Source organism: Vibrio sp. Isolate22 (assembly GCF_022398115.1).
In the GTDB taxonomy this organism is placed as follows: Bacteria; Pseudomonadota; Gammaproteobacteria; order Enterobacterales; family Vibrionaceae; genus Vibrio.
On record NZ_JAKEUW010000001.1, the window covers coordinates 196433 to 221537 of the forward strand.

Here is a 25105-nt window from a genome sequence, read left to right on the forward strand (position 1 = left end):
ACCAAATGAAACACCCAAAGTTGTCGTTTTTGTTCAATACCCAAACCGAATAGGCACTTACACTTTCGGTCATTGAAACAACAGAGATTAACGCGATGTTAGACATCAAAAACATCACAACACTTAACGACTTAAGTGAATTAAAATCGGCTTACTTTTCAGAATCGACAGCGCCACTCGATGGCATGTGGCATTTTGGCTTTGTACCAATGTCAGACCATTTCGGTTTTTACGAGAGCGGCAAACTTGTGGGTTACTGCGTACTAAACAGTGAAGGTTACTTGCTGCAGTTTTCCCTTGTGCCAGAAGCTAATGTAAACATTGCAGACCTATTTACCATGATCATAGAGAGCAACAGCTCAGTGATTGGTGAAGTGCAAGGCGCATTCGTGAGCACCGCAGAGCCTCAATATTTATCACTGTGCTTGGACAACAGCGCATCATTTAAAGTCAATGTCATGATGTATCGTCAAAACTCTCAAGCTAGTTGCGATTTCAGTTCCAACCGGATTGAAAAGCTCGACATGAGCATCGCGACACATGAACAACTCGATAACTTCGTTGAATTTGCGGTATCAGCTATTGGTGCGCCCAAAGAATGGCTCAGCGGTTACTACAGCAACTTGATTACTCGCCAAGAGCTATGGGGTTACTGGGAAAATGGTGACATTCTCGCAGCCGGTGAGTGCCGTAAGTTTGATGAGTACCAAACGCAGTATGCAGACTTAGGCATGATCGTCGCAGAACAAGAGCGTGGCAAAGGGCTAGCAACACGCGTGCTTAACTCGCTAAAACAGCAGGCTAACCTCCAAGGTTTGGAAGTTATATGCTCAACTGAAAGCAGCAATATTGGTGCGCAAAAAGCGATTGAGCGATCCGGGATGTCATCCAAGCATCGCATCTTGCAGTTTGATTTTAACTAATTGGATACTCAGCATAGCCCTTGCTCTGCTGAGTATGCTCAGGCACCGGTCCAATACGAGGTATAGGCAGCCAGTAACGATAAAACTGTCGCCGACAACGATATCCACATATAGTTGTGGTGGTACTCATCAGAAATAGAAGTTCGAATGATCAATTGGTTACAATCTCCAAAATCTTCAGTTGTTGCTCAATACATTGATTGTTATTGGCTTATCGAGAAAGCACCCGACGCTCAAACTCACCAGTTTCCGATACTCAACCCTAACCCCTCGGCACATTTGATTCTGTCGCCCAGCGACCAACCGTATCACTACACAATTGATCTACAAGTCCAACAAGGAATTGGCAGCCACCTATTACTGCCCCATCACAAAGCAATAGAACTCGATCACTCGAAGCCATTTGTCCACTTGGGCATCAAGTTCCACGTCGGCGCTTTATACTCGCTCACTATCCCTGATTGCCAGCATCCAAGCTTAGATCGCGTCGACACCATCGACCTTGCAGTTCTACTCAACAATTCTGATGCCGATGTAACGTCACTGATTAAGCTTGCTCAAAGCGACTTTGAAGCTTGTTGCCAGCAGTTGGATGACTTGCTGCTACCTTGGTTATCCACCGCTATAACCGATAGACATAGTGAGCTCACTCGAAAAGTACTGAGTGTGCTTGGTTCAACGCCGATAGCTGAACTTGGTGACAAGCTATTTTGTTCTCAAAGAACACTCGAGCGAAGCTTTAACAAGGTGACTGGCCTAACGTTAAAGCAGTGCCAATCCATGAACAAACTCGAAGCAATGCTCGAATATCTTTATAAGAAAGAGTTGAATGACATAGATTGGCTAGACGTTGCCTTTCAATTTGGGTTTAGCGACCAACCACACCTGATTCGGTACCTAAAGAAGACCATTGGTCTCACACCAAATACCTATGCCAAGGAAGGTGGGTTAACCATAGATGTTTATGGTGGTGTCAGGTCAGAGTAACGAACGGCCCATACACGAGATCTCTGTCTATCGTGTCCCATTCGTAGCAAGTTTTATTGAGTTTAGAATTGCGACTCCATATACTGGAAACACCATCAGACGGAGGGCAATAATGAATAATAAAAACAAACACATAGTTTTAATTCATGGTCTGTATATGCCTGCGTTGGTCATGCAATATCTAGATAGAAATTTTAAGAAACGCGGCTTCACCACCCATAAGTTCGCCTACAACTCACTGCGTTTTCCATCCGCAGCAAAACGCCTAAATCGCTTCGTAAATGCACGCTTTGATGAGCACGATAAGGTCTATTTCTTTGGTCACTCACTCGGTGGCTTACTGATTCGTCATTACTTTAAATTCTACCAACCACACTTCGCTGACACCTGCATTATTACAGCGGGCACACCACACAATGGGGCAACCATAGCTAAAACGCTTTCTAATCATGGCCTTGGGTTCATTTTTGGTTCGACCAAACACATCCTCAATGATGGACTTGGTGACTACGATAATGATGTGCCGATTGGTGTGATTACTGGCACCTACGACGCTGGCGTAGGACGAATCGTATTAGGAAAAAATCACGGTGATGGTACGGTCACGCTTGAAGATGCAAACCTGAAAGGGGCAACAGACACTTGCGCGCTCAACGTCAACCACACTGCCTTGGTGTATTCTAAAGAAGTGGTACAGCGCTCCGTTGAGTTCATTCACTTCAAGGCATTCCTGGCTGCTTAATAACAAGTTCGTTCACACGTTATCTAGCGACTCGATTCTAGAATTATATCTCCCCGAAAACCAAAGTAGCTCCCGTTACTTTAACCCCTCTGTATCTCTTCAACAGTGAAATACAGAGGGTCTCGTATTGGGACTAAACTTAGAACTGATAATTAAACTCTATGCGGTGATCGCCGTCTTCGAAGTTTACTTCTTCATTCCAGTTAGCAAAGTAGCGAACATTAAAGCGAGGATTGATTTGATAAGACGCAGCAAATTCATGAGTCATGATGGAATCATCGTCGTAGAACGCGCCATTTTTGTAGGTATCTGAGCCGCTGATCGTGCCCATATACATTGGGTTATAGTTCAGCCAGATCTTGTCTGTAATTTCAATTTTCGCGTACATACCCGCCACGTAGAATGTGCCATGCATGTCGTAGCGATCATGTAGCTCATCCGCATCAGCACGAGTCTTATCTGTGAGAGGCTCCCCTGCTGCTATACCTGCGCCCGCTAAAGGGTATAAGTTTACTGGTCCGAATTTGGGTAACGCTTGAATGAAGCTGTAAGAGGCCGAACCTTGATTCGTATCGAAGTTGTAGTTCACATCAACTTGCGCACCTCGACCATTGGTTAAGTCGACAGAAAAGTTACGAAAGCGTACTGAATCTATTGAGTCATCAACAGTGCCGAACTTGGCTTTGTCATTGTCACGAAAGCCAATGGCGTCACCTGCAATACCTTTGATCTCCAGTACATTCATGCCCATGGTGGTGTCTGAGCCCGTGTCGTAGGTTTGACCAAACTTTAAGTTGAGGCCTTTATCGCTATAACCCGCTCCGGCTTGAGTATAAACAGCCAGTGGATCACTCATGTCTTGCACTGAACCTTCGGCTTTAGTTATTGAAGGTACACAAATTAAGGCTGTGACAATGCCTACCGCTAACGTGCGCGGCACAAATGTATCAAAATCGATTTTCATGGATGAGTCCTTGGTTGAGGGCGTGGCTGATGCACCCGTTTCACTGAGATTTGAAATGCTCATCCGTGAGCAAGGAAGTTACTTTGAACAAGTCACGAAATGCCTAGGGCGTGTTGACCTTTCGTGGTTAAATTTTGTTCGAGATAAAAGCGTTTTAATCGCGGCGAGGGGGAAGTAGCCTAGTCATTCTAAGCAAATCTCCCTCAACAAAGAGTAAAACGCTTTTAGCCGAACCCTTTGGGCAGCGTTTGCTGGTCATTTCTACTGCGTTATCGGCTTCTCATGTAGGCTAGCTACACATCGACGCCTCTACCTTGTATAAATACCCAGCAACTCGCTGCAAAAATCAGCTCGAAAGAGCAACACGCCCTAAAGATTGAGTGGCTTAATCTCAGGCATGTTTGCTTCCCAATCTTGTACATCGGCTACGTCAGGTAGATAAACTCGAAGCGTGAAACCCCAATTATCAGCAGGCGTTGCAGCGTAGTTAACATTGTTTTCAGCAGCATATGAGCCACATTTTTCACCACCAAAGACCACTGTGAAGGTACCGTCTTCGTTGGTCGTTAGACCTTGGTTTGTTGAAACAATATTGTTCTCGTTGGTCATTAGGAACTTATCTTCACCGTAAACGGTAATAGAGTAGTAACCGCGAGGATCGACTGACTTGGGCGCACGGTATGTCGCTGTGTAGCACGTGTTGCTTTCTGCGCCATTCAGAGCGTACACCGGGTACATAGCGGTATCATGTGGCGATAGTCCCCAAGCTCCTGCGTTGGCATAAGTTAAGCCTTCCCAGTTGGTAACATCTTTAATGTTCCATTCAACGTGCTTCTCTTGAGCGACGGATAGATGGTTGTTATAGCCCTCCATTAAAGCGCCACGCACCTTCATCATGCGTTCCATGTCTGGTCCAACAAAACCTTCACCGTCTCCACCACCAGTAATGACGATCTGATCTTGCAAAACACGTAATCGTGCCATGTCTTCTTCTGTGCCATCTGTCGCTAGACGAACACCAAAGGCTACGAAACGGGTATCGAACATGTCTGGTGTGAAGTGGTAAGTCCCTGCTTCAACTTCATACACAGGGATTGTGTGGTTAGAAGTTTGAATATGGAGAGACTGGAACTTGTCGCCATTCGAAGGAACCGTAATAGAGAACGGCTTAGATGTATCGATACCACCAACAGAATAAAGGTGGTCAAGTGCTGGGGTGACCACCCAAGTATCACCAACTTGGTTTAGCTGACGGAAGTGGTGAGGATTATTCCAACCCGCTTGGAAGTTGTTAACGAAGTTATTGATGAAGAAGCGAGCTTCTTGGTGGATGAACTCCTGAGCCGTCATACTATGGTCCTCAGGATTAACAGCCCAACCAGAAGAATCAATCGCGCTCATCAGCTTAATTGACTCCGCCGAATATAAATCAGGGTTCGCTTCATAAGCAGGCGTTGCTGCAACAGTACCAAAAGAAGTTGCGGCGACCAATACAGCTAAGGTTGTCTTTTTCATTACCATTTCCTCGTTGAATTTCTAATTTTTACCAATAACGGTGATGCGATTACTGTAATTAGAAATATTGAGAGGAAGTAGTAGTGCCAATTAATGCTCTACATAAACACGGTTTATGTAGAGACAGAAAGTTAGATGATTCGATACAAAGCTAGCTTGAAAGAGAACTAAACGTTTCTCAGAGACTGATGAAGCTGAGCACGAATGGCTGCATGGCTTTGATTATTTGCGTATTTCTTGTGATAAACCAGATCAAGCTGAATAGGATCAATGGGGAAAGGCACCTGAATTTTCTTCAACCCGAGCTGTTCGATCAATGGGTCATTATCATTCGTTGCACAGATAGCATCGGAATTTCGAACACAGAGCAGCATTGAGCTAGGGCTGGTCACCTGCTTAACAATCTTCCTCGGCAGATTCATTTTGGCGAGCTTCTCAATGCCAGAGACTTCACGAACCGTGTACGTTAGCGTTACGTGCTCAAGGTCATAAAACTCTTCTAAGGTAACAGAATCCCCGATTGTTGGATGATCTTGACGGCAAACGTAAACAAGACCGACATCCTGAATATGTTCATACACAAATGCCTGCTCTTTCTCTTGTTTGAAGCGAGACTCAATAGCCATATCGATCTTGTCGTGTCTTAAATGGTCTAACACCATATTCTCCGACAATGGATTCTCAATTAACTTCACCCCTTCAATAACAGGCGAGTGAATCACGATATGTTCTGGAGCATACACCGTAAATTCACGAGGCTGATCGAGGGCAACCTGAAGCCGATGCTCGATCTCTTTGAAGTGTTCAGCCAGAGCATGCGCATCCGATGTAGGCTGTAACCTACGACCATGACGAACGAACAGCACTTTGCCTAGCTGCTGTTCTAAACGTTTAACACTCGCAGACATTGCAGGTTGAGTGACATCCAATGCATCAGCGGCCTGAGTAATACTGTTCAGTTCGTAAACACGTAAGAAAGGGATAATTAAGTTTAAGTCCATACATTTCCAACTATTCGTCAGCCAGTCGCGCCATTGCGGTCTATTGAGCGACCAACATTTATTGGTCGCAAAACCCAGATACAAAAATACCACTCTTTATTAAAGAGTGGTATTTGATGATTCAAATAGCAAAGCTAGGCAAATAGTCTTATAGACGGTTTACTCGTGTTGGTAGGAACACTTCACCAAGCATACAACGTACTGAGCCACCGCCAATGTCCTCAATGGTTTTGACATCGAATGGTAGCAACTTTCCATGAGTCGATAGCTGGGCAAGCTGAGCTGGAGAGAACGCATCGTAAGCCGATTGAGACATCGCGATCACCTTGTCTCCATTCACGGTTTCAAGCTGCAGGATATTGCCACAGAAGCGGTTCATCTGATCGATTGAGATAGAGATAACCTGTTTATCTTTCGCGAGTGACTTAACCACAAAACGGCGCTCAAATTCTGGAATCACTTCATCACAGATCACGCAGAAGTTATCACCAATCGCCATCATTACATTGGTATGGTAAATCGGCTGACCAGATGGCAATGCCGTTTGGAACGAAACCACGCGTGAATAACCAATGCGCTTCGCATAGTCTTCTAACACTTCACGGTCACAACGCTGAGAAAGCGCTGCGTAAATGGTCTTATTGATATGGTCGATCACCATCACACCCGTACTCTCTAGGTAAGAACCTTGTGCAATGTAAGACTCTAGAGACTCACTGTGGTTAACAATGCGACCAGACGCTTCAAGCGCTTCAATAAGAGCACTTGGCTTCACTTCATTCTGACGGTTTTCACACGCCATAGGGAACGTAAATAAGCTTCCGTCACCACAAGTGCTAAACCAGTTGTTAGGGAAGACCGCATCTGGCGTTTCCACACCAAGTTCTGGGTAATCAAACTCTACAACTTGCACACCTTCTTTACGCAACGAAGCGACCATCGCCTTAAATTCGGCCATGGTTTCTAATTTTACTTCAGCTTCGGTCAGATTAACTCTGTTCTGAAACTCATTATCTTGTGCCGTTTCTTCATTAAATTTAAATTCTTTTGGCGGCACCATAACAACGCAATTGGCGTTTTGAACATTCGTAATGTGAAGTGATTTTTTGTGTAGGTTTAACATCTCAACCGTCCCTATCTTTTATTTACCTCAGAATTGTAAACAACTTGTTACGACAAGATTCACTGAAAAGAATAATGATTTGAATATTTACCCCAAACAATTCCTGCAAAACTCAGTTTATTCGGTAATTTTTACTGCAAGATAACAGCACATCAGAAAGAACCAACAGTTTGCATATGAGATACAGAATTTGCTGAATAAATATCCGAGCTTCATTCTCTAGCTTGCTGCGGGTTTAGGTTACAATTTAATCCATTTAGCGTTAGGATTATCACCGTTGCATAACAATCAATTACGTTTGAAATAAGCTTAACTTTTCCTGTCCGATTCAATCTAAAATACGCGTCATGAAAGACACGCTTTGGACCTTTCCTGCGACATCGCTTAAACAACGTATTAGTGTTAAACGAACTCGTGAGCCAAGTTTTTCGACCAAACGCTTAAACCAAAATCCATCGAATGGCTTAATGCTTATAAGAACGAATTGGCGCTTATATAATTTCAAGCTAAGACGGCAAATTTCAAACCGAACCTATAAAAACAAAGCTACACAGACGATGCAGTTGCTAATAGATGCATTCGTTATAAAGGGAAATCTATGTACAAAAAATTTGAAGGCTTTACTGAAGCCTTTCCAAAGGGAGAGCCTATACAACCTCCTACTGGAATACTGGCATTCTGCCGCCATTACACTCGAGGTTTTGAAAAACCGTTAATCTTGCTCGGCCTAATGAGCATGACCATCGCGATCATCGAAGTGGCGCTATTTGGTTACATGGGACAATTGGTTGACTGGCTATCAACAAGCAACCCAGAAACCTTTTTAGCTGACAACAAATCCACTCTAATGGGCCTTGGTGTGCTGCTGTTGGTCGTGATGCCAATCTTGATCAGTGTGTACTCACTGTTGCTTCACCAAACCTTACTCGGCAACTATCCGATGTCGATTCGCTGGTTGGCACACCGCTATCTTTTAAAGCAAAGCTTATCCTTTTACCAAGATGACTTTGCCGGACGTGTCGCCACCAAAGTAATGCAAACATCGCTCGCGGTACGTGAAACCGTGACCAAGATGGTTGATGTGTTTGTCTATGTGACGGTTTACTTCACCGCGATGCTGTTCATGCTTGCCGAGTCGGATTGGCGTTTAATGGCTCCAATGTTGATCTGGTTGTTCGTCTATATCGGTATTCAGCTTTACTACGTACCGAAACTCAAAGACGTGTCATCAGAACAGGCGGACGCTCGTTCACTCATGACAGGTCGAATTGTTGATAGCTACACCAACATCGCGACAGTAAAACTGTTTTCACACAGCAAACGTGAAACCGAATACGCAGAAGAAGGCATGGAAGGTTTCCTAGATACCGTGTATCGCCAAATGCGCCTTGTTACTGGCTTCAACATCTGTGTTGAATTCGCTAACTACCTACTGGTATTCAGTATCGCGGGTATCTCTATCTACCTATGGCTCGATAGCGCAATCACTGTGGGTGCCATTGCGATTGCGGTGAGTTTGGCTCTACGTATTAACGGCATGTCGAAATGGATCATGTGGGAGATCGGTGGCCTATTTGAAAACCTAGGTACAGTGATTGATGGCATTAAGACCATGTCGAAACCCATCGCTATCGAAGATAAGAAAGACGCACAGCCACTTAAAGTTCCACAAGGCGGCATCAACTTCGAAAACGTGAGCTTCAACTACGGTGAGAACAAAGGGGTTATCAATAAGCTAAACCTGAATATCAAACCAGGTGAAAAAGTGGGCTTAGTCGGCCGTTCAGGTGCAGGTAAATCAACCTTGGTTAACTTGCTACTGCGTTTCCATGACGTAGAAAGCGGTCGCATCCTGATTGACGATCAAGAGATCTCAACAGTGACGCAAGACTCGCTGCGCAGCAACATCGGTATGGTGACCCAAGATACTTCACTGTTGCACCGTTCGATCAAAGACAACATTCTTTACGGTCGTCCGGAAGCGACGGATGAAGAGGTGTATGCCGCAACCAAGCAAGCGCACGCGCATGAGTTTATCGAAACCCTAACCGACCCGTTTGGCAATATTGGTTACGATGCTCAAGTGGGTGAACGTGGTGTTAAGCTTTCTGGTGGTCAGCGCCAACGTGTAGCAATTTCACGTGTACTTCTGAAAAATGCACCACTGTTGGTTCTTGATGAAGCGACTTCAGCTCTAGATTCAGAGGTAGAGGCTGCAATCCAAGAGAGCTTAATTGAGCTAATGGAAGGTAAGACGGTTATCGCGATTGCACACCGCCTATCCACCATCGCAGCAATGGATCGCCTGATCGTTTTAGATGAAGGTAATATCGTTGAAGAAGGCACGCACCAAGATCTGATTAACCAAAATGGTATCTACGCGCAGCTGTGGAATCACCAGACTGGTGGCTTCATAGCCGATGATCTTGAGCAAGCTAGCAACGATTAATTTGTGTGCTATTTTAAAAGTGCGGCGTATTTCACACCAATTTGCTAAATAGCGGCAAATTACACATGGCAGAATGTTATGTCGTAATTATATAATGACTTTAACAAACCAAGACGGCTTCGCTTGCGCGTTCTGGAATAAGGCTAGACTTCGGGGGGAGGCTAGCCTTTCTTATGCCCGTAGTTCAGCGATCTTTCCCACCGGTTCCTTCAACTTCATCGATCCTTTTGTTTTTTTCTTGGCGTTTTTTTCTTAAAATGCGCGCAATATTCTTTCAAGAGATCAAGCATGAACAAAAGTGTCTTAACTAACGTCATCGCGTTAGCACTGCTTGCTGGCGGCTATGCGACAGCAAATCAATACCTACTTTACGCGGGCCTATTCGCCTTTTCTGGTGCCATCACCAACTGGCTTGCGATTCACATGTTGTTCGAGAAAGTACCCGGCCTATACGGCTCTGGCGTTATTCCAGCACGCTTTGAAGAGTTCAAAGCAGCCATCAAACAACTGATGATGGAGCAATTCTTTACTGAGAGTAACATCGACCGCTTCCTAAGCAGCGAAATGAGCGGTGGCCAATCACTGAACCTAGAGCCTGTGATTAAGAAGATCGATTTCAATCCAGCATTTGATTCACTGGTTAACGTTATCGAGAACTCACAGTTTGGCGGCATGCTAGCAATGTTTGGTGGTACAGAAGCATTAGAGCCAATGAAAGCGCCATTTGTTGAGAAGATGCAAGAATCTGTTATCGAAATCAGCAAGAGTGATTCAGTGAAGAATGCCATCAAAGAAGAACTGGAGTCACCAGCGATGATGGATGAAATCAAAGAGAACATTGAAGCTATCATCGACCAGCGTTTGAATGAACTGACACCGAAACTGGTAAAAGAGATGGTTCAAACCATGATCAAGAAACACCTTGGCTGGCTTGTCGTGTGGGGTGGTGTATTCGGTGGTGTGATTGGTCTTATTTCAGCGGCGATTACACTGTAAATCGTCTATGACCATACTTATCTGATTGCCCCTTTCTGGCAGTCACAAAAAATGGAAGCTCATTGGCTTCCATTTTTTATCTCTATCAAACTGGGTCAAGTTAGAAGCGCGCTAAGTTAAAGTCGCTAACAGCTCTGGGTTCACACCAAAGCCCTTTTTATGCTCTTCAATCACCACTTCACTGCGTGTCTGAATCACGCCAGGCAAGGTACCTAACTTGGTGGCCATAAATGCTTGGTACGCCTTCATGTCTTTCACTCGAACCTTAATCATGGTGTCGAAGTCTCCCGACAACGAGTAACACTCTTCCACCTCTGGCATCATTTCCACGGCTTGGGCAAATTTATCAAAGATTGAAAAGCTGGTTTGGTCGAGACGAATATGGATAAAGACTTGAACATCGAGCCCCAACTTCTCAGAACACAGCTCTGCGTGGTAACCCGTGATGTAACCCTCTTTTTCTAATCGCTTCAATCTATCAGAGCAAGGAGAGGTGGTTAGGTTAACTTGCTTGGCCAACTCAACCACAGGCAAGCGCCCTTTCATATGCAGAATTCTTAGTATCTCTTTATCGATACGATCAAGCTGATGCTGAGACATAACATTCCTTAAACATTATAAATTCGGCTCAGTATATTCCATACCTAGAGCAATCGAAGAAAACCCCGCTCACACATTTAAAAACTAAACGCACAAGTCGCATTCACACCAAATATAAATCCATGCAAATCGATAACAACCCTTATAAATCAAACTCTGGTTATTAACAAATTATTATAGAAATGACCCGATAAACAAATAAGTTGAGCCAGAAACGAAAGAAAGGATATATGGCAAAGTGAATAATATAATTATCAAAGAGAAAGGATGACTCTATTATGAAAACACAAGAACTCGCATATAAACCCTACGGTATCGGCTCATGGACACACGTAACAGTGTCAAAAGATGTGGCTCAAGCACTCGCTAATGAATACTCAAACTACGGATGGGAAGTAAAAATTGATGGCAATGCCATTAACAGCGAGATCGCGCTTAAAGCGGCTTAAATGACAAAAACCTCCCAAACGGAGGTTTTTTTGATACCGGTTAGTAAGCGCTTACCATCAGCTAAGCTAAGCCAACTTGAGGAGCTGAACTTCCAGTTTCACAACGGCAGTTGCATGTACGACAAAAGTGCTGCGTTTCCATATCGTAATATAAGTTGCCACTAAGTAGCTTTGAGGTCCATTGCAACATACGGCCAGAGGCTGTCTCGGGCTCTGATTCACAACGTTTCATTATAGACTTATGTAGTGTTGTTTTTTTACATCCTTTGCAATAGAGATCAGGCATACCTTTGTCCTATAGGTCTTTAGTGGTTACTGACAATTGACACATCATGTCCAATTCGGTTCCACAATTCACCGAGCTAATAACAAAAGTGAGTGCCAAGTTCAAAAATTAGCCACTTTTCTGTTTCATTTTTTGACATCACACGCCATTGAGTAAGTTGATCTTTCCCTTCTCACGCAAGATCCAACCGCTTCGATTTACATTGTAAAACCCCAACAACCGCTCGATCACGTCGGATTTCACCTCGATCTCAAGTACGACAAACGTCGCACCTCAGTAACAAAATACCGATATCGTAAGCTGTTCAAATTACCGAATCCAAACTACTCACCTATACACCTTTATACGACGCGATTAGAATACTCGGCTATCAATTAAATATGCCTGTTTAGTTCACGCTCTCGCAACCAATGAGGTAGAAATGCTCACCGTCACTCAAATTGCCAAGGCCTACAACATATCTCGTACCACCATTCTCTACTACGAGCGAGCCGGGCTGCTGCTTCCTCACAGTCGCTCCGATAATGGCTATCGTTGGTATGGCAAAAAAGAGCAAGCTCGGTTAGAAAGCATTATCTCTTACCGATCGTTTGGTCTGTCTATTCAGGAGATAAGCGCCCTGCTTGATCGCACAGACGATGTGAAACAAGAGCAGACATTAGTGAATCAGTTCAACGCCTTGGAAAAGGAAATCCAGAACCTGCGTCAACAGCAGAAAGCGATTGTGATGTTGCTTGAACAACCGGAGTTGCTAGAACAAAAGATTCTGACAAAAGAGCGCTGGGTGCGGGTGATGGAGAATGCTGGGTTTGACGAAAAAGACATGAAGAACTGGCACAAGCAGTTTGAAAAGATGGAACCAACCGCTCACCAAGAGTTTTTGGAGTCATTGAATATCGACCAAGATGAGGTCAAAAGCATTAGGGAGTGGTCAAAAAAATAGAGCCACCGAAGTGACTCTATTGTTCTTGATTAATATCTTTTGCTAATTCGCTTGCATTTTTACAATGTAAATTAGTCTAGCTCTACTAGCTTCTTCTCGAACTCAGCGTGTTGCGCTTTCACTTCGTCTTCTGGCTCGCCAGTAATTAGGCTCACGATAACGATAGAGATAGTCGATAGGATGATTCCCGGGACGATTTCGTAAACGTCGAACCAACCGCCCGTGAACTGTTTCCAAAGTACGATAGTCACACCACCAACCACGATACCCGCTAGAGCACCGTTACGGTTCATACGAGACCAGTAAAGGCTCATCACGATAGCTGGACCAAATGCCGCACCAAAACCAGCCCAAGCGTAAGACACAAGACCAAGTACAGAGCTGTCTGGCGTCATCGCTAGGAATAGCGCGATAAGAGAAATAATGATTACCGCAAAGCGACCCACACGAACGATCTCTTCAGATGTCGCATCTTTCTTAAGCACTTGCTTGTAAAGGTCTTCTGCCATTGCAGATGAAGATACAAGAAGTTGTGAATCCGCAGTACTCATGATTGCAGCAAGAATAGCCGCTAGTAGGATACCTGCGATTACTGGGTGGAACATCGCGTTAACAAGAAGCATGAAGATCTTCTCGCCATCGTCTAGCTTAGGCGCGCCAGAGTTAGTCACGTAGATAAGACCAACCAGACCCACTAGCATTGCACCAATCATAGACAGTGCAGTCCATACCACAGCGATACGACGCGCTGTTGCTAGGTCTTTATTAGTACGTGTTGCTTTGAAACGAGCAAGGATGTGTGGCTGACCGAAGTAGCCAAGACCCCAAGTCGCTAGCGAGATGATCGCGATAGCAGACAGTGGTTCACCTTTCGCATCATTCCATAGCGTCAGAAGCTCAGGGTTGATGTTGTGAAGATCAGTAGACAACTGACCAAGACCGCCGTTCATAGCCGCGATTGGTACGATCAATAGCGCAGCAGACATCAGTAGACCTTGAACCAAGTCCGTCCAAGATACCGCTAGGAAACCACCAAATAGCGTATAAGAAACCACACACACTGTGCCGATGATTACCGCTGTTGTGTAATCTAGGCCGAATACCGTTTCAAACAATTTACCACCTGCTACCAAGCCAGAACTTGTGTAGAAAAGGAAGAATAAAAGGATAAAGAAAGCAGAAATTGTTTGGATCAGCTTAGAATTATCATTGAAACGACGAGATAGGAACTCAGGTAGCGTCAGTGACTCTGTTGTAATACTGTAAGTACGCAGACGCTTAGCACTGATTAACCAGTTCGCCCAAGTACCCACTAACAAACCACCAGCAAGCCAGAATGCTTCAAAGCCAGCAGCGTAAGCGTAACCCGGTAGGCCAAGTAATAGCCAACCACTCATGTCTGATGCACCAGCAGAAAGTGCAGCAGGCCATGGGCCTAACGAACGACCACCTAGGAAGTAGTCTGTCGAGTTAGAAGTACGTTTGTAAGCAATAACACCGATTGCCAGCATCATAATTAGATACGCAATGAACGTCGTCGTTATTGCAAAACTGTTTTCTATCATTAGATAGTCCTCATTTGTAAAAAGCCTTCCATGCCTAACCCAATACCATGCCCTTACCTAAATAAAGGCAAGCCATTACATTGAGTTAGGGATTTTGGCTCCAAAGCACTGAGGTAGAAAACCAAAAGTGTTTAGAGCCAATATTACTGAAGGTTAGTGAGCTTCGCTTCCAAGTTCGAGCAAGGTCGCGTTACCGCCCACGGCTGTTATATTTATAGTTCGCGTACGCTCGGTAATGAAGCGTAGCGATAGGTGTGGATCGTGAGCAACATGCATTGCTGTCAGATCCGTTTCAGCTACTAAACTGACGATGGCACCGTCACGCTTAGCAAGTTGTAAATTGATAGCTTGAGCCGTTTGTGAATTACCTACGTAACCTGCGCTACGTACATCGCAAGACAGCAGCTGTTGAGCCGCATCGTACGAAGCAACCTGCACCAAGTTCGTCGGTAGATTCGCTTGTTTCGCCGCATCAGCGATCAACGTGTTGAATTGCACGTCATCACTGCACAGTTGCACGCTGTTACCCGCTAATAGTGCTGCGGTAATCATCGCTGTTGCTGTTTGCAGTGCTGGCTCTTTGTCTTGGCAATCATCAACAATCACCAAAGCCACACCACGACCAGCAGCATACAGCTCATTTGTTTCACCAGTAGGGCCAGCCATTAGATGCTGCTCAGAAAGCAGCGCAGACGCTTGCTCTAGGTGATAAGTTGCCACTGCCGCCAAAGACGTAGATTGGCTTTCGATCTCTGATTTGAATGCAAGTACCTGCGCACTCTTATGATCAAAGTCGGTAAGATTCCATTGTTCCCACGCCAAGAACGCATCAGAAAAACCTGTCACTTGATGAACCATGATACTGCTCCTTATGCCTTGTCTTGTGATTGAGAGAAATGAACATCAGTAAAGCGGTATAGGTAGTGAGGACCACCCGCTTTAGGGCCAGTACCAGACAAGCCTTGACCACCAAATGGTTGTACACCAACAACAGCACCTACTTGGTCACGGTTGATGTAACAGTTACCCACACGAACGTGTTTTTCGATCCAACGGTAAGTTGTCTCGTTACGGCTGTGGATACCCATGGTTAAGCCAAAACCAGTTTGGTTAATTTGGTCTACCACTTGCGCCAGTTCACTCGCTTTGAAGCGAACGATATGCAGCACAGGACCAAACTGCTCTTCTTTCAAGCAGCTAATGTCATCGATTTCAAATGCACTTGGTGGAACAAAATCACCATGTTCACAATCCGATCCTAGAGAAAGTTGAGCCACTTTCTTCTGGGTCTTGGTCATGTTTTCTAAGTGCGTCATCAACTTCTGCTTCGCGTTTTGGTCGATAACCGGGCCCACATCCGTTTTATGAAGATGTGGAATACCAACGCTCAGCTCATCCATCGCACCGTGAATCAATCCAATCACGCGGTCTGCAATGTCCTCTTGAATGTAAAGCACACGTAACGCTGAACAACGTTGACCAGCTGAAGCAAAGGCAGAACGAATGACATCACGAACCACTTGTTCAGGCAGTGCCGTACTGTCAACAATCATCGCGTTCTGACCACCAGTTTCCGCGATAAACGGCACAGGCTTAGCGTTGCGGCTTGCTAGCGACACGTTGATGCGTTGTGCAGTTGGTGTTGAACCCGTGAAGGCAACGCCTGCAATCGCATCGTGGCTAGTTAGCGCACTGCCGATCTCTGCACCACGACCAGGTAGAAGTTGAATCGTACCAGCAGGGAAACCCGCTTCCTTCATCAGTTCAACCGCGCGAGCTGCAATCAAGCTTGTTTGCTCTGCAGGTTTCGCCACAACCGTGTTACCCGCCACTAGTGCTGCGGTAATTTGGCCAAGGAAGATCGCTAATGGGAAGTTCCATGGGCTGATACAAACGAATACACCACGACCTTGTCGCGAAGCGATTCGAGTTAGACCATCAAAGCCTTTTAGCTCAAAACCTTGCAGGTTGTTCGCTTGTTTTGCGTAGTAACGACAGAAGTCGACCGCTTCACGCACTTCATCAATACTATCGTGAATAGTCTTACCCGCTTCTTGATGACAGATTGCCACCAGCTCAGCTAGGTTCTCTTCCATCAAATCAGCCAGCTTCTCAAGCGCAGCGGCTTTGGTTTCAACCGATGTCGCATTCCAATCAGCAAATGCTGCGTCTGCACCAGTGATCGCTGCGGAAACATGATCAAGGTTTGCGAAAGCCAACTGACCCACGTTAATACGACGATCGTAAGGTGCTGTTACTTGTTCAACATTCTGATCAGCCTTGATCATGCTTTCGGCAAGAGATTCACCGTTGATCACAGGTCCAGCAGTCCATTGATTGTTCAAAAAGCTTTTTACTTGCTCTTCAAAGTGATGCGCTTCGCTTTCAATATCAATGTTCACACCGTATGAGTTCTTACGCTCAGGGAATACCGCTGGCGGCAGAGGAATCTTAGTGTTGTTCAAAGTATCGAATGCCAAAAGCATGTCGACTGGGTGCTGTGTTAGCTCTGCCACAGGGCAACGAGCATCAACCAAACGGTGTACAAACGAGCTGTTTGCACCGTTCTCTAGCAAACGACGTACTAGGTATGGCAGTAGATCTTTATGGCTACCAACTGGCGCGTAAATACGTACCGACTGTTGGTAAGCTTCCATAGCATGGTTGTAAAGTGAATCACCCATGCCGTGTAAGCGTTGGAATTCAAAGTCTTTATGGTCTGTCATCACTGCAATAGCAGAAACCGTGTGAGCATTGTGGCTCGCAAACTGCGGGAAAATATTGCCGCGAACACTTGGGCTCAATAGGTAACGCGCACACGCTAGGTAAGCTACATCAGTCGCTTCTTTGCGAGTGTAAACAGGGTAGTTATCGAAGCCGGCTTGTTGCGACCATTTGATCTCGCTATCCCAGTAAGCACCTTTAACTAGGCGAAGTGGGATTAAGTCACCCTGCTCTTTTGCTAGGCGGTTTAGCCAAACTAGAACCGGTAGCGCACGCTTTGAGTACGCTTGAATAACCAGACCAAACTTGCCCCAGCCTTTCACTAGCTCGCTGCGGTACAGTTTTTCGAATAACTTAAGTGAAAGCTCTAGGCGATCCGCTTCTTCTGCATCAATCGTGATCGCAACATCAAGCTCAATCGCACGGCGCAGTAGCTGCTCTAGCGTGTCGCATAGCTCAGTCAATACGCGGTCTTCATTCGCCACTTCGTAACGAGGATGAAGTGCAGAAAGCTTGATAGACACAGATGGCGCTGGGCTAGATTTTGAAGAGACATAAGTGTCTCGACCTACGGCTTCAATCGCCATTAGGTAATCTTTAAAGTACTTATTTGCGTCAGCTGTAGTCAGTGCCGCTTCACCTAGCATGTCGTAAGAGTAGGTAAAGCCTTTGTCGCGCATAGACTTACCGTTCTTTTGCGCTTCAGCAATGCTGCGGCCAAGAACAAATTGGTGACCCATCACTTTCATCGCTTGGTGCATCGCTTTACGAATTACCGGCTCAGAAAGCTTGTTCACTAGACGGTTAACCGCTTGTCCAGCACTCTGCTCGTTCGACGAAAGTCCAACCACCTTGCCTGTTAGCATTAAGCCCCAAGTTGAAGCGTTAACAAAAACCGAATCAGAATTCTTTAGGTGAGACTTCCAATCCGCAACGCTTAGCTTGTCGCGAATCAGTGCATCAGCCGTTGCTGAATCAGGAATACGCATCAAGGCTTCCGCCAGACACATCAGCAAGATGCCCTCTTGAGTATCTAAGCTGTATTCAAGCAACAGCGCATCGATCATCTGGATAGAAGTCTTATCCGCACGGATAGCTTCGATCAAAGAAGTCGTTTTGTCTGTGATTTGCTGCTTTTCAGACTCGGAAGGGGTAGCTAGTGGCAGAAGTTGCTCTAGCCATTGGGTTTCATCCACCATATATAATGGTGAGATAAGCGACCATAGATCATCAAGCGACTGCTCGTTGAATTCTGGCTTTAACACATCAGTAGCTGTAAACATGCGTTTTCCTTAATCTCACACCCGGAATTAGCCCGGGATCTCTACAATGGCTGCAGTGTATTTAGAGTATATAAGGAATACTTGTCAAAAACTCCGAGTTTTTTGCTAAAAACTCGCTTTATTAACAAAACAAACACAATGTCACATATGAAACTTTAATATAATATGCCGTTTCGTTTCACTATTTAACAGAAATTTGCTTTTTGTATTGAGATGGTGACATGCCTTGAAGGCGTGAAAAAGTGTGGGTAAAGGAGGATTGACCGGAGAATCCAGCAAGTTCTGCGACCTGACCAAGGCTTAAATTCCCTTGCTCAATAAGGCGTCGAGCACGGTCGATTCGCTTACCTAATACATACTGGTGAGGAGTAATGCCCATTTGCTCTTTAAACAGCATGTGGAATTGGCTCTCGCCTAAGAACACGCTACCTGCTAGTTGGGCGACTGAGATCTTACTTGCTAAATGTTGCTCGATGTAACGATCTAATGCTTCAAGATCGAAGCGCGAATCCTTCACTGACGTTTCAAATGCCGAAATGTGCCTTTGCATTAAGGCGATCACCGTGTCATTGCATGCACGGCTTAATAAGAGATCATCAGGACTCGCCTGCATCTCTTGCACTAACATATGGATAAGCTTTTGAATTTGCGCATCTAATTGAAAATAGACGTTCGAAGATTCGAGCTGGTTAATCTTCTCTAGCATCAGCGGGTCGTCATCACTCGGCACGGGCATGTTAAGCACCAAAATATCGGACTGACCGACCACACCACCGAAAGCATGATCAGAGCTCGCCGTCACCACACAACCTTGTCCAGGGCCGACAAGATTCCCCTTACCACTGACTTCAAATTCAGCCTGACCTTTTAAACCAATCACCACCTGAGAATAACTATGATCATGACAATCCATGTGCGATGGCAAAGTGATGATCTCAGCAGGACGAGGGCCAGTAAGGCCTAGCGGAGAAAGGTCTAGGTTAGGAAAGGGTAAAGGTTTAGACATGACAGACAAATACTCGGGTCAACATACTAAGAATAATACTCTTAAATGCGCATAAGATGAATTTGTAAATGTTCTTGAGAGTTATTTGCTCACGTGAACGAAAAGATCATTATCGCGATCATCATGATCATGCCTCCGGAAAGATGATCAAGAGTGTACAAACTACGGGCTATGTAAAATCAATATTTCCAGTACTTTTTTATAAATTCCAACCTCATTATCCAACCCACTCGAGATAACTCATAAATGAGAATTCAACCATCAGAACATCGCTGAAAAATTTGCTTATATAGCTCAAACAATTCGCATAAAACTTATAAAAAGTGTATCCAAAGTACCGAAACGCGGCATTTGAGTAGATTGAAATACAATAAAACGGTATAAAGACGGATACTGTGTTAATTGCTAATAACTAGTGACTCACAACTAGAAAGCAAACACATTATCAATGAGCCAATTACAATCTATAAGTTGCAGGGACCTATGACTAACTTTCGAATTTCAGCGCTTTTACTTGCGCTATCCCCACTTTGGGTATCTGCATCGGTATCAGCTGAAGAACTGAATCAAGTCGATCCCGTTTCAGCCATCGATGCAAAAATCACAGAGAAAAACTCAGATATTGAGCGTATTTCAGCAACCAAAGTATCGGCGACTGAGAACCTAAAACAACTACAAAACAAAAACAGTAAGTTGTTGCGCGAAGGTGAAGAACTTAAGGCAAAACGTAACAGAGCCAAGTCTGTACTAGACAAACAGTACAGTCGTCTACTTGAAGATCCAGAAACGGATCTGGTCTCTTTTCAAAAAAGCTACCAAGATGCATGGGCTGCAGTTAAAGAAAATCAATCGGCTCAGTTAGACAATCAACAAGCGATGAATGAAGGTGAGATTCACCTTTCTCAGATCAAGCAAAAGCAAGCTCGTCTAAATAATGAGTTAGCGAATCTACGAGAGTCTAAAGTTGAAGCTCGCGTAAAACGTATTGCTACAGAACTGCGTGAAAGTGCGGTTTTGGAAACCAGCTACACCACGACATGTGCATCAACAATGACGCTTGGTGAGTGTACTGCACAAGGTAAATACCTAACGAACCAAAAAGCCGTGCAAACGTTCAAGACCCAGTTACTTGAGCAGCTCACAGAAAGCACTTTGGCGAAGCAGAACTTACAAGGTGTTCAGCTGAACATCCACGTTCAGGACAGCCAGCCAATCAAGAGCGGTTTCTCTGGCAACAACTCTTACTTCATGCAAATGCAAGCTCAGCTGCAAGCAAAACCTGAAGCAGTTGCTGCATGTAACCTATTGAACGTGTCGACACGCTACTGTTTAACTGGCAGCGATGCGGCTGCCGTTAAAAAGAGCGACAAGAAATGGGCAAACGTAACCGTGCGTTCTGACCAATACAACGACTCTGTGACCATCAACGGCATTAAGTATGGCAGCACACCTCTTGAGGTCGCGCTACCAAGTGGTCGTCACCAAGTAACCATCTCTAAGCAGGGTTACGAGTCATACAACCGCACAGTCACCATCAATGGCAGCGATACTATCTGGGTTAAGCTTCTTCCTAGCAAAGAAAGCTAATTCCCTCAGTAGAAGATCGCCATACCGATTTCACAAAGCTGAATGAACACTCGCCATTTTGTTGATAGTTATAAACTGTTGATTTTTATAAACTGTAGCTGCAGACGAAATGGCGTTGTCGTTTAGAATAGTCGATTAACCTAAATTACGATTGAAGTAGCCCATCATGCGCCAAGGTTTACCCACTCTATTATTTGCACTTGCTCCCTGCTTAATGACACCTGCTGTTTTCGCTGAAGCAACACCACCAGCAATCACGGCCGCGTCTGTTACTGACCTTGAAAGTTCGCTTTTCGAAAAGCACGCTGAGTTAACGGCTCTCGAAAAGAAAGTCGCAGACAAACAAAACCAAGTCGATAACCAAGTGCAGCAAACGGCACGTCTCGCTAAACTATCTGTGGAAGCAGAACAAAAACTTGCAGCGGCCAAAGCAAGCCTAGAGCAAGATTACACGCGCATGATTGATGAGCCAGACTTCGATATCTCAACGGCTCAAAATCACTTCCAAGACGCATGGAAAGTAGTGAAAGAAGGCAAACTTGCGATTTCTGACTCTAAGCAGAAGCAGCAAGGTTTGGCTATGGAGCTTGAAGCTATCCAAGCCGAGAAAGCAGCAACCGAAACAGCCATCGCACAGCTAGAGCAAGACAAGCTGAGAGCAAGAGCTGAAAGACTCAGAAACGAGATCACCCAAACACAAGAGCAAACTGTCAGCTTTACCAATCGCTGTAGCAGCGACATGACATTAGCTCAATGTTCTGATCAAACGGTAACCTTAGCGCTTCAGAAGGCGGTGAAACAGTTCCAACACAGCCTGATTGATAACACGACAGAGTCGAAAACCGTTAAAGAGCACTTGTCATCTACATCACTGAACATCCACGTTCTGCAACACAAAGTGACCTCTTCAGGCTTCTCGGAAGATAACCGCTACCGCGCTGTCATCTCTGCGAACCTAGAAACTCGCCCAAACAAGAACACCCCTTGTCGCCTGCTTGGTATTCAGTCATCCAACTGTTTCACACAAACTGATCAACAAGCCAACGACCAGCAAAAAGAAGTCGCTTGGGTTAACTTGGTAGTTCGCTCAAATCAGTATAACGACAAAGTACTAATCAACGGCGTCAACTACGGCAGCACCCCTGTTGAAGTCATGCTACCAACAGGTCCGCACATGGTGACGATCAAGAAAGAAGGCTACATCTCTTTCCACCAAGAGCTAAAAATAACTCGCGATCACAACCTAAGAGCAGTGTTACAAGCCAAGCAAAATACGTTAAACGTAGGCACCAAGTTTGCTGACCCGATGAAAGATAGCACTCAGAGCCCTGAAATGATTGTTGTGGGCTCTGGTCGTTACCTACTGGGTGAAAACAGTGCCAAGCAAGTGAAGATAAAGCAGCCGTTTGCCTTAGCCGCTACCCCAACACGTGTACAAGACTTTAGAGCGTTTGTTGAGAGCACTGGCTATCAAACAGATGCAGAGCTAATGAATACCTGCGATACCTTTGCCAATGCTGAAATTACCTCTGTTGCCGACAATAACTGGCAAAAGCCGGGCTTCAAGCAAGCAGATAATTCACCAGTAGTTTGTGTCAGTCAGAATGATGCGATGGCCTACACTCGTTGGTTATCTAAGAACACTGGCTTTACCTATCGCTTGCCAACACCACAAGAGTGGGAAGCGGCAGCAAGAGCAGGCCAAGAAACCAATTTCTGGTGGGGTAATGAATTCCGTTCAGGTAAAGCGAATACGGGATGGGCAGGCACACCGTGGTCAAACGTGAGTACCTCTCCGGTAAAATCATTCATGCCAACACCAACAGGTTTCTACGACATGGTAGGCAATGTATGGGAGTGGACAACCAATCAGAAAGGCCTAGCCAAAGGTGGCGCGTGGAGCTTCTCTCCTGAAGAAGCCAAAGCATTTAACGAGCTGTACGTTCCGCCTTCAACAGCAGCCAACTACCTCGGCTTTAGAGTGTTACGAGAGCTATAAGCTCTCGATAACTCGCGCCATCGTTTAAAATATTTGCTCTAGGCTCTCATTTATCGCATTCAATTGTGTTTATAGGGGAATTCCCCCCTTATGCATGAGCACGCCTAGGAGTAGATTCGTCGATAGAGTAGTAAGTCACTCTGGGTATCTAACTGATGCCTCAGCTTAATTTGCCTGACCCTCGTAAACTAAGCTGAAAATCTTCTACATGTCGACAAGGCATATCTTCTCTTTGGCCAGCCCCTCTTCAGGCTGGCTTTTTTTGCCTATCGATCACGCGGTTCGCCTATCTATTGCCCATGAATCATGCAGTTATTCAACACTCTGATTAACGAAAACTCACCCCATATTTTCTACACGTATTCCAACCTGTAATTGCCATTGCAGTGCAATAGTAAACTGATATCATTGCAACATCGCCATCTACGAGATAAAACCTTGCCAGAATCACTAAACCCCATACATCGTTCTTTGTTAGAACAACTTCCAGGCTGCTGGGGCTGTAAAGATACTGACTCTGTTTTCGTATACGCAAACCTCGCTTACAACCAATTGATCGGCTTAAAACCGGGCGAGAGTTGTACTGGATTGACAGATTTTGATATGCCGAGCCAAACCATCGAGTGCGCGCAAGACTTTAGGGCTCAAGACAAGCATGTAATGGAAACGCGCTCGACGCTTAAAATCCTTGATATTCACCCCTACCCCGACGGACGCTGGCACGCTCATATCTTCACCAAAACGCCTTGGCTTGATGATAACGACAACGTACAAGGCACCATCTTCTATGGGCAAGAGCTGACTGATACGGCGATTTTAGAAGTGGGTCACTGGGTATGTCAGGCAACTTGCGCCAAAGACAATCAAGCATCGATCGCAGGCTCAACACCGCGTGTGTCTAAACTGCAAAAAAAGCTGACCTCACGAGAATCAGAAGTCCTATTTTTACTGCTGTTCGGTAAGAAGCCTCAATACATTGCATTGACGTTGAACATCTCAATCAAGACGGTCGAGGGGCATGTCGCTAGACTGAAGCAAAAGTTCGATGCACGCAGTAAGAGCCAGTTAATCGAGTATGCATTGGATTCAGGATTAGGCTCTGTGATTCCTGAAACCTTACTCAAGAAACAGATCTCCGTGGTTCTACACAGCGACTGATTATCGACTCACAGCGCCCGTCGAGATGAAAAGACAGACCAAAAAATACCGTTGATGTGAATGAACACAAGATCAACGGTATCTTCCTAATTTTACTGTCTTTGCTGCTTAGTCCAGCAGACTCAAACTATGGCGCTAGGCGATCAATGTCCCAGCTGTTGTCTTGACGTGAGAACAAGAAGCGATCATGCAGGCGGTGCTCACCACCTTGCCAAAATTCAATGCTATCGACGCGTACTCGGAAACCACCCCAGAAAGAAGGAACTGGGATCTCACCTTTCGCAAACTTCTGTTTAAGCTCTAGATACTTGCCTTCTAAGATGCCACGAGCAGAGATACGACTACTTTGTTTACTTGCAATAGCTGCCAATTGGCTCTCTTTTGGACGAGACGAGAAGTACTTCATGTTTTCCATCGCCGTCAGCTTTTCAGCCGTGCCCGTAATATGAACTTGTCGCTCTAAAGGATGCCAAGGGAAGTGCAAACTGATCTTGCTGTTATGCTCAAGTTGCTGCGCTTTACGGCTACCTAAGTTGGTGTAGAAAACGAAACCATCTTTATCAACATTCTTCAGCAAAACAATGCGCTGGAATGGCTGTCCATTTTCATCAACCGTCGCCACTGTCATTGCCGTCGGATCCGTCAACTTAGCTTCAATCGCTTGCTCTAACCAAAGGTTAAATTGGTCAATTGGGTCTGCGGCTAAGTCTTTACGTCTCAATCCACCCTGAGCGTATTCACGACGAATGTCTGTCAGTTCCATTTGGTTGCTCCTTTTGATTTTTTTGTGATTCTGCGCCGTAAT

General features: G+C 45.2%; 21 protein-coding genes. 10 read left to right on the forward strand and 11 right to left on the reverse strand.

Features of this window, described 5'->3' with window-relative positions; all coding sequences use genetic code 11:
* The first annotated feature begins 95 nt into the window (after nt 1-95).
* The 3 genes from L1D55_RS00940 (at nt 96) to L1D55_RS00950 (ending at nt 2652) form a co-directional block, all read left to right on the forward strand.
* The gene (locus tag L1D55_RS00940; RefSeq protein ID WP_239916079.1) at nt 96-923 is read left to right on the forward strand and encodes a GNAT family N-acetyltransferase; all 828 of its coding nucleotides are present in this window, start codon (nt 96-98) and stop codon (nt 921-923) included.
* 147 nt (nt 924-1070) lie between these two features.
* Complete coding sequence (locus tag L1D55_RS00945) at nt 1071-1910, forward strand: AraC family transcriptional regulator (protein WP_239916083.1); 840 nt, start codon at nt 1071-1073, stop codon at nt 1908-1910.
* Nucleotides 1911-2022: 112 nt separating this feature from the next.
* Entirely contained in the window at nt 2023-2652 is a 630-nt protein-coding gene (locus L1D55_RS00950; protein ID WP_239916084.1) for an acetyltransferase, read from the forward strand.
* 139 nt (nt 2653-2791) lie between these two features.
* Here L1D55_RS00950 and L1D55_RS00955 read toward each other — a convergent pair whose 3' ends face one another.
* From L1D55_RS00955 to L1D55_RS00970, 4 genes are all read right to left on the reverse strand, one after another.
* Entirely contained in the window at nt 2792-3616 is an 825-nt protein-coding gene (locus L1D55_RS00955; RefSeq protein ID WP_345772768.1) for a hypothetical protein, read from the reverse strand.
* Between the two features lie 369 nt (nt 3617-3985).
* Nucleotides 3986-5131 carry a DUF1214 domain-containing protein gene (locus L1D55_RS00960; protein WP_239916085.1) on the reverse strand — a complete coding sequence of 382 codons (1146 nt, stop codon included), beginning with the start codon at nt 5129-5131 and terminating at the stop codon, nt 3986-3988.
* 167 nt (nt 5132-5298) lie between these two features.
* Entirely contained in the window at nt 5299-6132 is an 834-nt protein-coding gene (locus tag L1D55_RS00965; RefSeq protein WP_239916087.1) for a LysR family transcriptional regulator, read from the reverse strand.
* A 148-nt stretch (nt 6133-6280) separates the two neighbouring features.
* On the reverse strand, nt 6281-7255 hold the full coding sequence (locus L1D55_RS00970) for an arginine deiminase-related protein (protein ID WP_239916089.1): 975 nt from the start codon (nt 7253-7255) through the stop codon (nt 6281-6283).
* Between the two features lie 598 nt (nt 7256-7853).
* Between L1D55_RS00970 and L1D55_RS00975 the strand changes: the two genes are divergently transcribed.
* Both L1D55_RS00975 and L1D55_RS00980 read left to right on the forward strand, forming a co-directional pair.
* On the forward strand, nt 7854-9704 hold the full coding sequence (locus L1D55_RS00975; RefSeq protein ID WP_239916091.1) for an ABC transporter ATP-binding protein: 1851 nt from the start codon (nt 7854-7856) through the stop codon (nt 9702-9704).
* A 288-nt stretch (nt 9705-9992) separates the two neighbouring features.
* Nucleotides 9993-10700, forward strand: coding sequence for a hypothetical protein (locus tag L1D55_RS00980; protein ID WP_008218014.1), 708 nt, complete (start codon nt 9993-9995; stop codon nt 10698-10700).
* 111 nt (nt 10701-10811) lie between these two features.
* On the opposite strand, the gene L1D55_RS00985 is transcribed toward L1D55_RS00980, so the two are convergent.
* Nucleotides 10812-11300: an Lrp/AsnC ligand binding domain-containing protein gene (locus L1D55_RS00985; RefSeq protein ID WP_004736894.1), complete on the reverse strand. Its 489-nt coding sequence runs from the start codon at nt 11298-11300 to the stop codon at nt 10812-10814.
* A gap of 278 nt (nt 11301-11578) precedes the next feature.
* Between L1D55_RS00985 and L1D55_RS00990 the strand changes: the two genes are divergently transcribed.
* Entirely contained in the window at nt 11579-11749 is a 171-nt protein-coding gene (locus tag L1D55_RS00990; protein WP_004736895.1) for a hypothetical protein, read from the forward strand.
* Between the two features lie 61 nt (nt 11750-11810).
* Here L1D55_RS00990 and L1D55_RS00995 read toward each other — a convergent pair whose 3' ends face one another.
* Nucleotides 11811-12035, reverse strand: a complete 225-nt coding sequence (locus L1D55_RS00995) for a hypothetical protein (RefSeq protein ID WP_239916093.1) — start codon at nt 12033-12035, stop codon at nt 11811-11813.
* Nucleotides 12036-12456: 421 nt separating this feature from the next.
* Here L1D55_RS00995 and L1D55_RS01000 point away from each other — a divergent pair, with 421 nt between their 5' ends.
* Complete coding sequence (locus tag L1D55_RS01000; RefSeq protein ID WP_239916095.1) at nt 12457-12978, forward strand: MerR family transcriptional regulator; 522 nt, start codon at nt 12457-12459, stop codon at nt 12976-12978.
* A 71-nt stretch (nt 12979-13049) separates the two neighbouring features.
* Here L1D55_RS01000 and putP read toward each other — a convergent pair whose 3' ends face one another.
* From putP to L1D55_RS01020, 4 genes are all read right to left on the reverse strand, one after another.
* On the reverse strand, nt 13050-14540 hold the full coding sequence (gene putP, locus L1D55_RS01005) for a sodium/proline symporter PutP (RefSeq protein WP_239916225.1): 1491 nt from the start codon (nt 14538-14540) through the stop codon (nt 13050-13052).
* Nucleotides 14541-14696: 156 nt separating this feature from the next.
* Nucleotides 14697-15401, reverse strand: a complete 705-nt coding sequence (locus L1D55_RS01010; RefSeq protein WP_004736898.1) for a hypothetical protein — start codon at nt 15399-15401, stop codon at nt 14697-14699.
* Between the two features lie 11 nt (nt 15402-15412).
* The gene (putA, locus tag L1D55_RS01015; protein WP_239916104.1) at nt 15413-18550 is read right to left on the reverse strand and encodes a bifunctional proline dehydrogenase/L-glutamate gamma-semialdehyde dehydrogenase PutA; all 3138 of its coding nucleotides are present in this window, start codon (nt 18548-18550) and stop codon (nt 15413-15415) included.
* Nucleotides 18551-18731: 181 nt separating this feature from the next.
* Complete coding sequence (locus L1D55_RS01020) at nt 18732-19556, reverse strand: AraC family transcriptional regulator (protein WP_008218001.1); 825 nt, start codon at nt 19554-19556, stop codon at nt 18732-18734.
* A 483-nt stretch (nt 19557-20039) separates the two neighbouring features.
* On the opposite strand from L1D55_RS01020, the gene L1D55_RS01025 reads away from it, so the two are divergent.
* The 3 genes from L1D55_RS01025 to L1D55_RS01035 all read left to right on the forward strand — a co-directional run bounded on the left by L1D55_RS01025 (nt 20040) and on the right by L1D55_RS01035 (nt 24300).
* On the forward strand, nt 20040-21143 hold the full coding sequence (locus L1D55_RS01025) for a PEGA domain-containing protein (RefSeq protein ID WP_128163041.1): 1104 nt from the start codon (nt 20040-20042) through the stop codon (nt 21141-21143).
* 166 nt (nt 21144-21309) lie between these two features.
* A complete protein-coding gene (locus L1D55_RS01030) occupies nt 21310-23142 on the forward strand; it encodes a formylglycine-generating enzyme family protein (RefSeq protein WP_239916107.1) in 1833 nt (610 codons plus the stop codon).
* A 408-nt stretch (nt 23143-23550) separates the two neighbouring features.
* A complete protein-coding gene (locus L1D55_RS01035; RefSeq protein WP_239916109.1) occupies nt 23551-24300 on the forward strand; it encodes a helix-turn-helix transcriptional regulator in 750 nt (249 codons plus the stop codon).
* Between the two features lie 127 nt (nt 24301-24427).
* On the opposite strand, the gene pdxH is transcribed toward L1D55_RS01035, so the two are convergent.
* Nucleotides 24428-25063: a pyridoxamine 5'-phosphate oxidase gene (gene pdxH / locus L1D55_RS01040; RefSeq protein WP_004736905.1), complete on the reverse strand. Its 636-nt coding sequence runs from the start codon at nt 25061-25063 to the stop codon at nt 24428-24430.
* Between the last annotated feature and the right edge of the window lie 42 nt (nt 25064-25105).

Coding starts and splice junctions, on each gene's coding strand:
- L1D55_RS00965 (WP_239916087.1), bottom strand. CDS start 6,132: ATGGACTTAAACTTAATTATCCCTTTCTTACGTGTTTACGAACTGAAC.
- L1D55_RS00945 (WP_239916083.1), top strand. CDS start 1,071: ATGATCAATTGGTTACAATCTCCAAAATCTTCAGTTGTTGCTCAATAC.
- L1D55_RS00995 (WP_239916093.1), bottom strand. CDS start 12,035: ATGCCTGATCTCTATTGCAAAGGATGTAAAAAAACAACACTACATAAG.
- L1D55_RS00950 (WP_239916084.1), top strand. CDS start 2,023: ATGAATAATAAAAACAAACACATAGTTTTAATTCATGGTCTGTATATG.
- L1D55_RS00940 (WP_239916079.1), top strand. CDS start 96: ATGTTAGACATCAAAAACATCACAACACTTAACGACTTAAGTGAATTA.
- L1D55_RS00975 (WP_239916091.1), top strand. CDS start 7,854: ATGTACAAAAAATTTGAAGGCTTTACTGAAGCCTTTCCAAAGGGAGAG.
- L1D55_RS01020 (WP_008218001.1), bottom strand. CDS start 19,556: ATGTCTAAACCTTTACCCTTTCCTAACCTAGACCTTTCTCCGCTAGGC.
- L1D55_RS01030 (WP_239916107.1), top strand. CDS start 21,310: ATGCGCCAAGGTTTACCCACTCTATTATTTGCACTTGCTCCCTGCTTA.
- putA (WP_239916104.1), bottom strand. CDS start 18,550: ATGTTTACAGCTACTGATGTGTTAAAGCCAGAATTCAACGAGCAGTCG.
- L1D55_RS01010 (WP_004736898.1), bottom strand. CDS start 15,401: ATGGTTCATCAAGTGACAGGTTTTTCTGATGCGTTCTTGGCGTGGGAA.
- L1D55_RS01025 (WP_128163041.1), top strand. CDS start 20,040: ATGACTAACTTTCGAATTTCAGCGCTTTTACTTGCGCTATCCCCACTT.
- L1D55_RS00960 (WP_239916085.1), bottom strand. CDS start 5,131: ATGAAAAAGACAACCTTAGCTGTATTGGTCGCCGCAACTTCTTTTGGT.
- L1D55_RS00985 (WP_004736894.1), bottom strand. CDS start 11,300: ATGTCTCAGCATCAGCTTGATCGTATCGATAAAGAGATACTAAGAATT.
- pdxH (WP_004736905.1), bottom strand. CDS start 25,063: ATGGAACTGACAGACATTCGTCGTGAATACGCTCAGGGTGGATTGAGA.
- L1D55_RS00970 (WP_239916089.1), bottom strand. CDS start 7,255: ATGTTAAACCTACACAAAAAATCACTTCACATTACGAATGTTCAAAAC.
- L1D55_RS00980 (WP_008218014.1), top strand. CDS start 9,993: ATGAACAAAAGTGTCTTAACTAACGTCATCGCGTTAGCACTGCTTGCT.
- L1D55_RS00955 (WP_345772768.1), bottom strand. CDS start 3,616: ATGAAAATCGATTTTGATACATTTGTGCCGCGCACGTTAGCGGTAGGC.
- L1D55_RS00990 (WP_004736895.1), top strand. CDS start 11,579: ATGAAAACACAAGAACTCGCATATAAACCCTACGGTATCGGCTCATGG.
- L1D55_RS01000 (WP_239916095.1), top strand. CDS start 12,457: ATGCTCACCGTCACTCAAATTGCCAAGGCCTACAACATATCTCGTACC.